Source organism: Rhizobium albus, assembly GCA_030160035.1.
Classification (GTDB): domain Bacteria; phylum Pseudomonadota; class Alphaproteobacteria; order Rhizobiales; family Rhizobiaceae; genus Georhizobium; species Georhizobium albus.
This window is the reverse complement of record BSNO01000003.1, coordinates 1398812-1411590: the sequence shown is the minus strand read 5'-3', so window position 1 is coordinate 1411590 and position 12779 is coordinate 1398812. Positions and strand designations below refer to the sequence as shown.

Genomic DNA, 12779 nt, shown 5'->3' with positions numbered 1-12779 from the left:
CCACGTTCAGCGCCGAAGCTGTTCCTTGTAGATTTCGCCGTTCAGATCCACGTGCAGCATGACCGTTTCACCCTCCGGGTTCACGGCGCTCACCTCGAAATGGCGCGGCTTGCGCTCAACGTCGCCGCCCCATGCATAGCCGCCGGCCTCGACAGCCGTCCGCAGAGTGCTTTCATCGACGCTTGGTTGTGGAGCGCGCACCTGATCATCGTCGATCTCGACTTTGAGAATGCGTCCGTCGGCGGCGATCTCCATTTCGATCTCGCGTCCTTCGGCATCATAACCATCCACTTCGGCATGGTTGCGCTTCACGTCATACTCCCGAAGGTCGACGATGCCGCGCTCGGCAACTGCGGCGCGGATGGCCTCCGGCAAAAACGTCGTCAGGTCCACGGTTGGCGCCGCCCTGTCGCTTTCGACATCGATCTTCTTGATCTGCCCGTCGAAGAAAACATCGATGTCGACCTCCCGGCCGTCCGCGTCGCGGGTCTCGAATTCATAGTGGCGGCCTTTGCGCTCGTCGAGACGGACGTCTGTCAGACCCGCGGCCTCGAGCATGGAAACAATCTGCTGAACATCTTCCTGGCCTGCAGGCGCGCCGTCTGACGCAGGACGACGCTCAGCATTGCCCCATGGCGGCGGACCATCGGCGCTGCGTACCTCGATCTCGCTACCGTCTTCGCGCACGATTCGGAACGCGTCGAAACCATCGCCATCCGGTTCGCCAAAGACAGTAAGCCGTTCGCCGGCACGAATGTCGTATTCCTGACCGCGCTCCGGCCCCATCTCGACGAGGACCCGTCCCGTGCCGTCATCGAGCACGAAACGATTGCCGAACACGTCGCTGACCTCGCCTTGGATGTTCATGCCAGCGGAGTTGCCGAGCTGATCGATCGACACCGTCTGCGCGAACGCGACAGTGCCAGCGAACGGGAGGGACGCGGCTGCGACGAGCATTGGAAGAATGGGGTTCGGCATGCGTTTCATGGTCAGTTCCTTTGCTGATGCCGCAAACGGTTTGAAAGACTGCGTTTCGACTTGCCCTTCTTTTAGGTCATCTGGCCTGAACGAGACCGCAACCGCATGGTTCAACTTCCATTCAAGATGAAGCGCTATACATGCGGTCATGATGACCGATGTTATTCCTTCTTCTCCAAAAGGGCTCAAGCGACCTGTCTTGCTCGCACTTGTCGTTGCCTCAGGTATCGCGATCATGGGCACCACGTCCGTAGCGGCAAACCCGATCGCGCCGACGATCCTCGCCCAGTCTCAAGGCGCGACCATATCCATCGCTGAAGCTATGGAGCGCGCCCAGGAGCGGTTCGAGGGAACGGTCATCGAAGCCGTGCTCGATACCGGAAGGCCGCATGAGCGCACCGATATCGTCTATGCCTTGCGCATGCTGACGCCACGCGGCGACATTCTGCGGATCCGTGTCGACGGACGCGACGGTGCCATATTGGAGGCCGACGGCCGCGGTTTGGTGGATGCGAGGCGACGCCCATGAGAGCGCTTGTGGTGGAAGACGATGAGCGCATCGCTGCCCAGCTCGCCGAGGCGCTGACCGCAGCCGGCTTTGCGGTCGATACGTCGCATGATGGCGAAGCGGCCGAATTCCTCGGTATGACCGAAACCTATGATGTGGTCGTGCTGGATCTCGGACTGCCCAAGATGGATGGCATCTCGGTCCTGACGAGCTGGCGACGCGGCAAGCGCTTGATGCCGGTTCTGATCCTGACGGCGCGCGACGACTGGTCCGAAAAGGTCCGCGGCTTTCGCGCCGGTGCCGACGACTACGTCGTCAAACCCTTCCGCATGGAAGAAGTCGTCGTGCGCTGCCGCAGCATTGTGCGGCGCGCGGCAGGCCATGCAACGAGCGAACTGACCTGCGGTCCGCTGGTGCTCGACACGCAACTCGCCATCATCACGCTCGATGGTCTGCCGCTGAAGCTTACGGCGTTCGAGACGCGGATGCTGTCCTACCTGATCCACCACGCGGAACGCCCGATCACGCGCACCGAACTGAGCGAACATCTTTATGAGCGCGATACGGATCGCGACTTCAATTCGATCGAAGTGATCATCGGCCGGCTGCGGCGCAAGATCGGTCGCAATATGATCGAGACGATCCGCGGCCAGGGATATCGCCTCTCCGCGCCTACGGACGCCTGATATGGCGCGACGATCGCTGAAACTGCGTCTTGTCGGCCTGGCGCTGGTCTGGACGACTGTTGCGATCCTGATCGCGGGGCTCTTCATTTCGGCACTGCTGCGCCAATTCGTCGAACGCAACGCGGATGCGCAGTTGCAGGCTACGATGATCGCCGTCATGTCCGGCACCGAGTTCGACGAGCAGGGAAACGTGGTCATCGCCAATTCCGTGGTCGATCCTCGCTTCGATCGACCGCTTTCCGGCTGGTACTGGCAGGTCAATGACGAAAATGGTGTCCTGTCGCGCTCCCGTTCTCTCTGGGATGTCGAGCTTGGCGTCGCGGTCGCCGAACCGGATGGCACGATCACGACCCGCACGGAACCAGGGCCCAACGGGGCAATCATCCGCAAGCAGGAGCGCGATTTCACGGCGCCGGGTGGCACGCGCCGGCTGAGGGTCGTGGTCGCCATGCCTGCGGACCTGATCGAGGACGAAGTGGCGACCATCGTTCAGCCGCTCGTCCTGTCGCTTGCTTTGCTTGCCGCCGGAATCGCGATCGCAATCGGGCTTCAGGTGCATTTCGGATTGCAGCCGCTCGCCAAGCTCGGGCGGGACCTTGCCGCCGTGCGGCGTGGCGACAAGGAGCGTCTGCCCGATCAGCCTTATGTCGAGATCGCGCCCGTCGCGTCCGAGATCAACGCGCTGCTTGCCCACAACAAAACGGTGATCGACCGCGCGCGAACCCACGTAGGCAACCTCGCTCATGGCCTGAAGACACCGCTATCGGTCTTGAGCAACCGGCTCCAGTCGGCAAGCAATGCCGACGATGCTGTCCTGCTCGATGCGACGGAGCAGATGAACCGGCTGATCGGCCACCATCTACGGCGTGCCCGTTCGGCGGCGTCGCACGGCGTGCTCGGTGCGCGGGTCTCGGTCAGCGAAGCAATCTCGGATCTGCTGCCGGTATTCCGCGGCATTCACGCCGATCGTCACCTATCCCTGCAGGTCGACATCGACGGCCAACCGACCTTCGCCGGCGAGCGACAGGATCTTGACGAGATGCTCGGAAACCTGATCGACAATGCCTGCAAATGGGCATCGAAATCGGTTCTGGTGACGGCCAGACCGGTGGATGGCGGTCGCATCACCATATCGATCCGGGATGACGGTCCGGGGCTTGCGGAAGATGCTCTTCAAGCTGCGACGTCGCGTGGCGTGCGCTTCGACGAAAGCAAGCCCGGCAGCGGCCTTGGCCTTTCAATCGTCGACGACCTGGCGCGTCTCTATGGCGGCACGCTCACGCTTGAACGCGCCGCCGGCAGCGGCCTTCTGGCCACGCTGGAGCTTCCAGCCAGCGAGGCGTGAGCAATCAGCTTGCGATATAGGCCTTCATGTCTTCCGCCTCACGCTCGACATCCTGAATGCGCCGTCGCACAACGTCGCCGATGGATATGATGCCGGACAGCCTGCCGTCGACCGCAACCGGCAGATGGCGGAAGCGGCCATTGGTCATGATCTCCATCACCTCATTGATGGAACTCTCTTCGCGACATTGAACCACTTTGCGCGTCATGACGCTTGCAACGTCCTGATCCATGACGTCGCTGCCACGTTCGGCGATGGCGCGCACGATATCGCGTTCGGACAGAATGCCGAGAATGTGACGATCCGGATCGACGACGACGACCGCGCCGATCTTCTGCTGCGTCAGCACGCGCGCGGCTTCCATGAGGGTCGTTTCGCGACCGACCGTGGTCACGTTGCGTCCCTTCTCATCCAATATGGTCCTGACTGTCATCTCTTCCTCCACATGCCGCGGCTCGACGCAATTTCCCCACCCATCCGAGCACCCTCGCGGCGCATCGTGCGGCGGCGGCAGAAGTTTTTCAAGCAGGACCTTGGGGTGCCGATGGTCAGGCCCAGGAACGACGATCAAAGAAGGCGAAGCCGAGAAAGCCGAACAGGAATCCCCCGATATGTGCCTCCCATGCGATCTGGGTCGTGCCAGTCGGGTCCGACCCGAAGCCGAAGGCGGCCAAGGCGTTGATGCCGAACCAGAGCCCCACATAGACGAGGACAGTCCGGTTGCTCAGCGATTCCACCACCGACAGTCGCGGCAGGAAGTGCGCCTTTTCACGCCTGAAGCGGCCGCTCTGCGGAAAGGCAAACCGCGCCGCCGCACCCATGAGGCCGGAAACGACACCGGACGCGCCGATGACGGGCACGTCGTCTCCCCAATGGACGGCGAGATGCAACGCGACGGCAGCCACGGCCGACGCGACCCAGAACAAGACGAAGCGCGTCGTGCCGATCCGTCGCGCCACGATCGCTCCGAACGCAACCAGCCACAATGAGTTCACGATGATATGGGCAAAGCTGCCATGGAGCAGCGAATAGGTGACGGGTGACCAGAGCCATGCGGGTGACTGATCCGTCAAAGGAACGGCGTATCGCAACGGAATGAACGCCGTTTCCAGCAGCAACCCCAGATCCTGGATGCGGCCCAGAAGCCCGACACGGATCAGATGGATCGCCCAGAGCAGGCCGAGTGCCACAACCACGACACGGGGCAGATTGAAGACCGGTTCGGAACGCCGCTCAGGCTCGGGCGCTGCGCCGAACGGTTCTCCGGGCGCCTCACTGCCATTGTCGTTGGTCATGGATTTATCACTCCTGCGCCGCGTCCGGCCAGAGCCGCTTCGGCGGCATCGGCGTCGGTTCAGAGGTGGGACGGTGAGCGCTCAAAGTCAATCGAATGAGGCCAAGGCACCTTGCACGCACAACGTGCACAAAGCCCGCGCCGGACGCGCAATGCGCCATTTTTACACGACGACGACTGGCGAATATTACCGGTTGTTAACAGATATGGCCTAACCTTGGGGACAAGATCCTGCTTATGCCAAGGGGCACCATGTCATTCGTCCTCGAAAAGGCGCCAAGCGCCCCGACTGCATCCGGCGATCGACGCTTCCAGAGCGTGACCGTCAACCTGCCCGGTCGCCTCATGTGCGCGGATTTTTCCGAGTTCGATTGCGTTGCGGCGGAAATGTCGCCGGGTGATGTGGTGTTTCAATGCACCGCGCGGCCCAAAGTCAACGAGCGGATCGTGGCTTACCTCGATCACATCGGACGTATCGAGGGCCGTGTGGTGGAGGCGGATGGGCGCGGCTTTTCCATCACGCTCAACGCGACGCAGCGCAAGCGGGAGAAGCTGGCGGCGCAGCTGACATGGCTTGCCAACAAGCACGAACTTGCCCTGCCAGAAGATCGTCGCCATGAACGCTATACGCCGCGCAGTGCGCGTTCCGAAATCCTTCTAGAAGACGGCCGTCGCTATGCGTGCCGCGTGATCGATTTGTCGCTTTCCGGCGCCGCAATCGAGATCGACGTACGACCTGCCCTAGGTACGCCGCTGACGCTCGGCACGATGCGCGGCCGCGTGGTGCGCCACTTCCAGGAAGGCGTAGCCATGGAGTTCGTGCGCGTTCAACCGCCCGAAGCATTGCGAAATTATCTCGGATAATTTTTCCGGCCCCTGGCCCATAACAAGCCATTTTTTTGGCCAGAACAGTCGCTGCACCAAAACAAGACAAGGCCGCCTCGCTCTACGCGAGGCGGCCTTTTTCGTGCTGCAAACGCGAGAACTCCGGGATTTCGATGGTTAAGAAAGTTGTTCGTCAATCGATAAAATGCGGTATAGTATAGTTTCGGATTTCTTGACGCATAACATCGCATTTGTACTTAACTCTACTCCGCTATTTTGCGTGATCTAAAATTGTTCGTGGCAATGTCTTCCCAACACGGGGAAGCAACCAATGAACAAAATGCAAAAAGCAATCTTCGCGGCAATCGCTCTGACGGGTGCCATTCTGGGACAGAACAGTGCAGGCGCAGCCTCGCTCAACATGGTCACAACCGGCGCCACGAGCCAGCCGATTGGCCATCACGAATTCTGCCTGCGCCTGCCGCAGGAATGCCAGGCGACTTCGGGCGTCACCGGCGCACCGGCGCAGCTGACCCGCCAAGCGTGGGCCGACATGCTGCATGTCAACGCGACAGTGAACCGGACAATCATTCCGCTGACGGATCAGGAGATCTACGGCGTCGAGGAGTACTGGGACTTCCCGACCAGCGTTGGCGACTGCGAGGACTACGCTCTGCTCAAGCGCCGCATGCTGATTGAGCGCGGCTTTTCCGCTGAACATCTGCTGATCACCGTCGTCCTGCAGCCGGACGGTTCCGGCCATGCCGTGCTGACGGTCACCACCGACCATGGCGACTTCATTCTGGACAACATGCGTGAGCGCGTCATGCTCTGGTCCGACACGGAATACACTTATCTCAAGCGCCAGGCAGGCAACCATGCCGGCCGCTGGAACAAGATCGACGACAACCGCAATCCAATGGCTGTCGGCGCCGTGCGCTAGTCCAATCCCTAAGACCCGTCCCGCTTCCCCGTGCACGGGTCTCTCTGGCCGGCGCTCCAAAAAGGAGTGCCGGCTTTTTTTCTTTTAGTCGATGCGCACGAGACCGGCAGCAAAACGCTTGGCATTGTCGATGTAGTGGGCAGCCGAAAGCCGCAGCATCGTGATTGCGGTCTCATCCAGTTCACGAACCACTTTGCCGGGCGAGCCCAGCACCATGGAATTGTCCGGGATGATCTTGCGTTCGGTCACGAGTGCCCCGGCGCCAATGAGGCAGTTCTTGCCGATCACCGCGCCGTTCAAGACCGTGGCGCCCATTCCGATCAGGCTGTTGTCGCCGATCGTGCAGCCATGCAGCATCGCCTTATGCCCGATGGTGCAACCTTCCCCGATGCTCAAGGGAAAGCCCATATCGGTGTGGAGGACGCAGTTTTCCTGAATGTTGGAGCTCCGTCCGACGCGAATGAACTCGTTGTCGCCGCGCAGAACCGCGTTGAACCATATGCCGACATCCTCGCCGATCTCCACAGCGCCGATGACTTCCGCTGAAGCCGCGATCCAATGAAAACCGTCGGGCAGCGCTGGTTCTCTCTCGTCCAGTCGATAAAGCGCCAATCCATCATCCTCCCAAATCAGCTCTTCGCGTTAAGAACGGGTTAACCCTGTTGGCGCAAGCCTTAAAGCCCGCTTCGCATCTCGCTTCGTCGATTCGTTGCGGCGATCAGATGCGCCAGAGAGGCATCATGGCATACGATCAGACCAGACATGAAGGCGAACGCTTCGAGCCGATCATCACCTCGCGACTCGTGACACGGTTGATGCTCGGCGTCGCCGCTTTTGCGGCGCTGTCGGCCGCGGCGGCTGTCGGCGGGCGGTGGGTGGGCGAACGCATCGCCATGGCCGGCCACTCCACATCGACCGAGCTGTTTCGCTCGACGATCGGTGAGGACGTCTTCGATCTGCCGGCCAATGTCATCCGTTTCGAGAACCAGCGCCACGCAGGTCCCAAAGCGAGTCTTGATCTCTACTTCCGCTGGCCGGACATGCAGGGCTATTCCGCAGAGACGCGCGATGCCTTCAACGCGGTCGACGGAACCAGCGCGGTCATCTTCGTGTCGCTCACACCGCAGATCATGTCGAAGGACATGTCCGGCCGCTATGCGCCGATCTACAGCCACCTGGTCGAAGGAGCAGCAGAACCTGGCCCGTCGGGACTTTCCGTCCACAGGCTGACGCATGTGACCGGCTATGCGGGCGAACTTTTGTACGTGGAGAGCAAGGCGACTGCCGCCCCTTATGTCGTTCGCTGCCTGGACGACACGGATGCGTCCAGTTTCGGCCTCACCACAACGGCTTGCCAGCGCGACATTCTGGTCGGCAGCGACACATCGGTGCTCTACCGGTTCCCAGCGGCACTCCTGCCGGAATGGCAATCGGTGGAGGAGGCAGTGCGCCAATATCTGGATGTCGCACTGCAGGATTGAGATCGGATCAGCCGCACGATCGGTCTTACGACCGGCACGGATCAGTCCTTGATCACAGATCGACGTCGAGGATCGCCATCGAGAAATTGAAGGAAAGATCGCCGTCTTCGTCGTCGCGGAAAACGACGCCCAGGAACTCGTCACCGATATAGACCTCGGCGGAGTCGTCCTTTCGCGGACGCGCCTTGACCTGCATGCGGTCGTTGAAGGTGCGCTTGAAATAGGCCTCTAGCTTGCGGATTTCGTCGGGCTTCAATGGAGGCTCCGTGGCTTGCGGTCGGTGCGATATCGTCGCCCGCAAATAAGCGCGGCGCAATACGGACCGGAGTTTACAGATGATGGAACCGGCTGCAAATCACGTCATTGCAGTGCCGGTCGTGAACCGGAGCGCTTGTCGCATGCGGCAAGCCGGGCTGTAAACCCGGATTGCCGAAAAGCACTCTTAGATGGAGCCGAGCAGCTGGTCCATCGCGCGCGACGGCTCGTCGCAACCAGCACTTCCGATGACGCGGGCCGGAACTCCGGCGACGGTGGAATTTGCCGGCACCGGCTTCAGCACCACCGAGCCGGCGGCGATGCGCGAGCAATGGCCGATGACGATGTTGCCGAGGATCTTCGCGCCGGCGCCGATGAGCACGCCGTTTTCGATCTTCGGGTGGCGATCGCCGCCCTGCTTACCGGTACCGCCAAGCGTCACGCCCTGCAGGATAGAGACGTTGTCGCCGACGCGGGCCGTCGCGCCGACAACGAGACCGGTCGCGTGATCCAGGAAGATGCCCTTGCCGAAGGGAGCAGCCGGATTGATGTCCGTCTGGAAGACAGCGGACGAGCGGCTTTGCAGATAAAGCGCAAAATCACGGCGCCCCTTGGTCCAGAGCCAATGAGCCAGCCGGTGCGTCTGGATGGCGTGGAAGCCTTTGAAATAGAGAACGGGCTCGATGAACCGGTCGCAGGCGGGATCGCGATCATACACGGCCTGGATGTCGACCCGCAGCCAGGATTCCCACTCCCGCCAATCGTCGCGCATTTCGAGAAATGCTTGCCGGATCACGCTGGCTGGCACGTCCGCATGGTCGAGGCGCTCGGAAATCCGGTGGATCACCGCCTCCTCAAGACTGCGGGCATTGAGGATGGTGCTGTAGAGAAAGCCTGAAAGAACGGGCTCGTTGACGGACGCCTCTTCGGCTTCCTGGCGGATCGCGTTCCAGATCGGGTCCATGACCTTGAGGTTGTCGGTCAGTTTCGCATCGCTGCGCGCAGCCATGGACGGCTCCTCTCGCAAAGTGGCTCCAGCCGCAAACATAGTGGACTGATCGCCTGACTTAAATGGGGTGTTGGTACTATGCAGATTCAAGATGAAATTTTTGCGTTCGCTGAAAGCTGCCCACGCATCTCGGAGATGTCGCTTATCGCATCGCCCGCTTGGATGCAGATTACGACGCAACCGCCGCTTCTTCCAGCAAAAAGCCGATCACCGCATCGGTGAACGCATCGTTTCTGTCGCCGGCAACCATGTGTCCCGCTCCCAGAACGTCGACATAGCGCGCATGCGGCACGGCCTTGAGGAATTCCGCGACCGCCTCCTCCGTGACCAGCTCCGATTGGCGACCGCGAACGAGCAGCATCGGCACCTTGAGCTTCGCAACGATCAGATCCAGTTCGGCCTCCACAGATGGGCGTTCGAAATTCACCGGGCGCGGACCAGCCATGAAGGCCGGGTCCCAGTGCCAGCGATATCGTCCGTCGTCGCCGCGTCGCAGGTTCTTTGCGAGCCCGGACAGGGACGCCGGTTTGCGTCGCGCGGGCAGATAAGCGCTGATGGCGGCGGCTGCCTCCTCGAGCGTCGCAAACCCTTCGCCCATGCGCTCGCCCATGAAGCCGTGGATGCGTCGAATTCCGTCGGGATCCATGCGCGGGGTCACGTCGACGAGGACGAGGCCACCGAGCAGATCATGATCCGCCCTGCCCTCCGCCAGCAGCGAAGCAAGCCCGCCAAGCGATGCACCGACCACGATCGGACGCCGACCATGCTTTTGCTCGATGTCCCGGCACACGGCCGCAAGGTCGGCGGCGAAATCATAGAAGGCGTAGGCCTTGGAGCCGACCCAGGCGCTGTCACCATGGCCGCGCTGGTCCATAGCGATTGCGGTGAAGCCGGCGTTGGCCAATGCACGCGCCGTGCCGCGCCAGGCATGCCGCGTCTGCCCGCCGCCATGAACGAGGAGGACGGGCGAATGAGCAGATTTGGCACTGGGCTCGTAGAGGTCGGCGACGATGCGATTGCCCTCGACGCCTTCAAACGCAATCGTCTTCAAACCGAGTCTTCTTCCGTAAGGAAATCCAGAACGGCGGCTTTGAACACCTTGTCGCCCACCGCGAGCATATGGTCGCGGTTCGGAATATCGACGCCGCGTGCATTGGGAAGCATGGCGACAAGCTCCTCCGGAGAGCCGGCGATATCGTCCTTGGTACCAACGCCGACGAGCACCGGCATCGTCAGGCGTGACAACTGCTCGGGCTTCAGTTCCTCGCGCGAGGTGATGCAGGCGGCGAGAGCCTTTCGATCGCTCTTCGTCTGTTCGGCAAACGCCCTGAACATGCGCCCGCGCGCGTGCGTCACCACGTCGATGCTGTCGGCCAAGAGCGCGTCGGCAATCGGCGTCCAGTCGCCAACGCCCTTGACCAACCCCGCCGCAAGGCCGCCGAGAACGAGCCGATTCACCCGCTCCGGCGCGTGGTGCGCAAGAAACGCGGAATTGCGCGCACCCATGGAATAGCCGAACACATGAGCTCGTTCGATCTCCAGGTGATCGAGCAGAGCCAGCCCGTCACCCGCCATGATCGAGGCCGTATAGGCGCTTGGATCATGCGGCTTGTCGCTTTCCCCATGCCCGCGATTGTCGAGCGCAATGGCGCGATAGCCGGCCTCAGTCAGCGTCTTCACCCATCCCGGATAGACCCAATTGACATGGGCGGTCGATGCGAAGCCGTGGATGAGGAGAACGGGTGCACCCTCACGCGGCCCTTCATCGAGATAGGCTATGGTGAGATCGCCAGATCGAAAGTGATGCATCTGCTTCTTGTCGAGATTCATGCGGGTCCTCTTTGTTGCGCGGCACACTAGAGGCAGACCCGGCCGACCGGAAGACCTTGCGCGACGACAGCCGCGGCTTTCGCGTGAGAAACGGCTACACTTTCCGCCTAGGCCTTTGTATGGTCCGGCGCGCGCAAGAACCGACAAACGGAGCAGAACATGGCTGGCCACGGCATTCCCCACTTCCAGAACGACGATGGACATGCCGTCGTGGAAATCGGGGTGAAAGAATTCATGTGCGTGGGCGCAACGCCGCCTTTCGACCATCCGCACGAATTCCTAGACATGGGCGACGACAACGAAAAGGTCTGTCCGTACTGCTCGACGCTCTACCGTTTCAACCCGGCTCTTGGCGCTACGGAAACGAAGCCCGCAGGCTGCAGCTACGACCGCCAGGCCGCCTGAAGCGGCGGCGTTTTCGTGACCCAGCGCCATGCAGCCATTGTCGGAGCCGGCATTGCCGGGCTGACCTCAGCACTGGCGCTGGCCGGCAAGGGCCTTACCGTCTCCATCTACGAGCAGGCTGTCGAACTGGCTGAAGTTGGCGCCGGTCTTCAGCTCTCGCCGAACGCGAGCCGGCTTCTGGACCGGCTCGGCCTTGTCGAACAACTGGCTGACAAATGGCATGAGCCACCTTCGATCGACCTCGTCTCCGGCCTGACAGGCCGCCATGTGGCGCAAGTACCGGCCGGCGCGAAGGCGCGTGAACGGTGGGGTGCGCCCTATGCAGTCATTCACCGGGCGGACCTGCAATCGGTTCTCCATCAGGCTGTTCTGGATCACCCTTCGATCGAGTTGCATCTGGATGTCCGGATCGAGGGCGCGGGTGTTGAGGCGGTGCGCCATGACATCGAGGCGCGAAGCGGGCGGATGCCCGATCTAGTGGTCGGCGCCGATGGTGTCTGGTCCAGAATGCGCGCAAGTGCGGGTGGTCCCGCCAAAGCGCCCTTCACCGGGCAGATCGCCTGGCGCATGACCTTGCCACGCGAGGCGATCGGCTCTCTCTTCGATCCGGACAGGCTCAGCGCCTTCATCGCTCCGCAGACGCATCTCGTCGCCTACCCGCTGAAGTCGCGCGGCACGGTCACTCTCGTGGCCATCACCCACGGCGCGGCGATGGAAGCGAACTGGTCCGGCAACGACGCTGCGCGTCACGAGCTGAGCCAGGCTTTCAGCCGGTGGCCCTCACGGCTGACCGGGCTCTTCGATCGTGCCGACATGAACGGCCGCTGGCCGATCCATGGATTGTCGGGGCAGTACTGGGGCGCCGGGCGCCTGGTGCTGATCGGTGATGCCGCACATGCGATGCCACCCTACGCCGCACAAGGCGCAGCCATGGCGATCGAAGATGCCTATGCCTTGGCCTCACATGTGGCAGGCGATGATATCGATGCCGGTGTCGCTGCTTTCATCGCCGCCCGGCGTCCGCGCATCGACAAGGTCGCCCGGCGCGCTGCCTTCAATCGCTTCGCCTATCATGCGCGAGGCCCGATCAGGCTCGGGCGAGATATCGTGCTGGCCCTGCGCAAGCCCGACGATCTGGCGGGCGATTTCGACTGGCTCTACGGCGACCGCTCCATCGAGTGACGGCGGCGATTTTCAGCTGGGGCAAGCGGCGCGCATCG

At 61.9% G+C, this 12779-nt stretch carries 16 protein-coding genes; 8 read left to right on the top strand and 8 right to left on the bottom strand.

All coding sequences use genetic code 11. The features are described from left to right. Positions 1–6 precede the first annotated feature (6 nt). The gene (locus QQL76_RS14430; protein ID WP_499208212.1) at positions 7–987 is read right to left on the bottom strand and encodes a hypothetical protein; all 981 of its coding nucleotides are present in this window, start codon (positions 985–987) and stop codon (positions 7–9) included. A 190-nt stretch (positions 988–1177) separates the two neighbouring features. Between QQL76_RS14430 and QQL76_RS14425 the strand changes: the two genes are divergently transcribed. Genes QQL76_RS14425 through QQL76_RS14415 form a run of 3 tightly spaced genes read left to right on the top strand, consistent with a single transcriptional unit; the run spans position 1178 to position 3517 of the window. Next, positions 1178–1507: a PepSY domain-containing protein gene (locus QQL76_RS14425; RefSeq protein WP_499208211.1), complete on the top strand. Its 330-nt coding sequence runs from the start codon at positions 1178–1180 to the stop codon at positions 1505–1507. Then, positions 1504–2172: a response regulator transcription factor family protein gene (locus QQL76_RS14420; RefSeq protein ID WP_499208210.1), complete on the top strand. Its 669-nt coding sequence runs from the start codon at positions 1504–1506 to the stop codon at positions 2170–2172. Before QQL76_RS14425 ends, QQL76_RS14420 begins: the two co-directional genes overlap by 4 nt. A 1-nt stretch (position 2173) precedes the next feature. After that, positions 2174–3517, top strand: a complete 1344-nt coding sequence (locus QQL76_RS14415) for a sensor histidine kinase (RefSeq protein WP_499208209.1) — start codon at positions 2174–2176, stop codon at positions 3515–3517. Positions 3518–3521: 4 nt separating this feature from the next. Here the strand turns inward: QQL76_RS14415 and QQL76_RS14410 are convergent, their stop codons facing one another. Beyond that, positions 3522–3950, bottom strand: a complete 429-nt coding sequence (locus tag QQL76_RS14410; RefSeq protein ID WP_499208208.1) for a CBS domain-containing protein — start codon at positions 3948–3950, stop codon at positions 3522–3524. Positions 3951–4065: 115 nt separating this feature from the next. Continuing rightward, a complete protein-coding gene (locus QQL76_RS14405; protein ID WP_499208207.1) occupies positions 4066–4812 on the bottom strand; it encodes a rhomboid family intramembrane serine protease in 747 nt (248 codons plus the stop codon). 251 nt (positions 4813–5063) lie between these two features. Between QQL76_RS14405 and QQL76_RS14400 the strand changes: the two genes are divergently transcribed. Both QQL76_RS14400 and QQL76_RS14395 read left to right on the top strand, forming a co-directional pair. Continuing rightward, positions 5064–5675, top strand: coding sequence for a PilZ domain-containing protein (locus QQL76_RS14400; protein WP_499208206.1), 612 nt, complete (start codon positions 5064–5066; stop codon positions 5673–5675). Between the two features lie 292 nt (positions 5676–5967). Then, on the top strand, positions 5968–6579 hold the full coding sequence (locus tag QQL76_RS14395; RefSeq protein WP_499208205.1) for a transglutaminase-like cysteine peptidase: 612 nt from the start codon (positions 5968–5970) through the stop codon (positions 6577–6579). An 84-nt stretch (positions 6580–6663) separates the two neighbouring features. On the opposite strand, the gene QQL76_RS14390 is transcribed toward QQL76_RS14395, so the two are convergent. Continuing rightward, on the bottom strand, positions 6664–7191 hold the full coding sequence (locus tag QQL76_RS14390) for a gamma carbonic anhydrase family protein (RefSeq protein WP_499208204.1): 528 nt from the start codon (positions 7189–7191) through the stop codon (positions 6664–6666). Positions 7192–7319: 128 nt separating this feature from the next. Here QQL76_RS14390 and QQL76_RS14385 point away from each other — a divergent pair, with 128 nt between their 5' ends. Next, entirely contained in the window at positions 7320–8060 is a 741-nt protein-coding gene (locus QQL76_RS14385; protein WP_499208203.1) for a hypothetical protein, read from the top strand. A gap of 52 nt (positions 8061–8112) precedes the next feature. Here the strand turns inward: QQL76_RS14385 and QQL76_RS14380 are convergent, their stop codons facing one another. The 4 genes from QQL76_RS14380 to QQL76_RS14365 all read right to left on the bottom strand — a co-directional run bounded on the left by QQL76_RS14380 (position 8113) and on the right by QQL76_RS14365 (position 11154). Then, positions 8113–8316: a DUF3126 family protein gene (locus QQL76_RS14380; protein WP_126010450.1), complete on the bottom strand. Its 204-nt coding sequence runs from the start codon at positions 8314–8316 to the stop codon at positions 8113–8115. Between the two features lie 186 nt (positions 8317–8502). Then, positions 8503–9324: a serine O-acetyltransferase gene (cysE, locus tag QQL76_RS14375; RefSeq protein ID WP_126010451.1), complete on the bottom strand. Its 822-nt coding sequence runs from the start codon at positions 9322–9324 to the stop codon at positions 8503–8505. A 169-nt stretch (positions 9325–9493) separates the two neighbouring features. Further along, a complete protein-coding gene (locus QQL76_RS14370; protein ID WP_499208202.1) occupies positions 9494–10375 on the bottom strand; it encodes an alpha/beta fold hydrolase in 882 nt (293 codons plus the stop codon). Beyond that, positions 10372–11154, bottom strand: coding sequence for an alpha/beta fold hydrolase (locus tag QQL76_RS14365; RefSeq protein ID WP_499208201.1), 783 nt, complete (start codon positions 11152–11154; stop codon positions 10372–10374). Before QQL76_RS14365 ends, QQL76_RS14370 begins: the two co-directional genes overlap by 4 nt. Positions 11155–11313: 159 nt before the next feature. Between QQL76_RS14365 and QQL76_RS14360 the strand changes: the two genes are divergently transcribed. Together QQL76_RS14360 and QQL76_RS14355 are read left to right on the top strand one after the other, a co-directional pair. Then, entirely contained in the window at positions 11314–11559 is a 246-nt protein-coding gene (locus QQL76_RS14360; RefSeq protein ID WP_499208200.1) for a zinc-finger domain-containing protein, read from the top strand. Positions 11560–11574: 15 nt separating this feature from the next. Beyond that, positions 11575–12741: a Rossmann-fold NAD(P)-binding domain-containing protein gene (locus QQL76_RS14355; protein ID WP_499208199.1), complete on the top strand. Its 1167-nt coding sequence runs from the start codon at positions 11575–11577 to the stop codon at positions 12739–12741. Positions 12742–12779 lie beyond the last annotated feature (38 nt).

Coding starts and splice junctions, on each gene's coding strand:
- QQL76_RS14430 (WP_499208212.1), bottom strand. CDS start 987: ATGAAACGCATGCCGAACCCCATTCTTCCAATGCTCGTCGCAGCCGCG.
- QQL76_RS14420 (WP_499208210.1), top strand. CDS start 1,504: ATGAGAGCGCTTGTGGTGGAAGACGATGAGCGCATCGCTGCCCAGCTC.
- QQL76_RS14415 (WP_499208209.1), top strand. CDS start 2,174: ATGGCGCGACGATCGCTGAAACTGCGTCTTGTCGGCCTGGCGCTGGTC.
- QQL76_RS14410 (WP_499208208.1), bottom strand. CDS start 3,950: ATGACAGTCAGGACCATATTGGATGAGAAGGGACGCAACGTGACCACG.
- QQL76_RS14405 (WP_499208207.1), bottom strand. CDS start 4,812: ATGACCAACGACAATGGCAGTGAGGCGCCCGGAGAACCGTTCGGCGCA.
- QQL76_RS14400 (WP_499208206.1), top strand. CDS start 5,064: ATGTCATTCGTCCTCGAAAAGGCGCCAAGCGCCCCGACTGCATCCGGC.
- QQL76_RS14395 (WP_499208205.1), top strand. CDS start 5,968: ATGAACAAAATGCAAAAAGCAATCTTCGCGGCAATCGCTCTGACGGGT.
- QQL76_RS14385 (WP_499208203.1), top strand. CDS start 7,320: ATGGCATACGATCAGACCAGACATGAAGGCGAACGCTTCGAGCCGATC.
- cysE (WP_126010451.1), bottom strand. CDS start 9,324: ATGGCTGCGCGCAGCGATGCGAAACTGACCGACAACCTCAAGGTCATG.
- QQL76_RS14365 (WP_499208201.1), bottom strand. CDS start 11,154: ATGAATCTCGACAAGAAGCAGATGCATCACTTTCGATCTGGCGATCTC.
- QQL76_RS14360 (WP_499208200.1), top strand. CDS start 11,314: ATGGCTGGCCACGGCATTCCCCACTTCCAGAACGACGATGGACATGCC.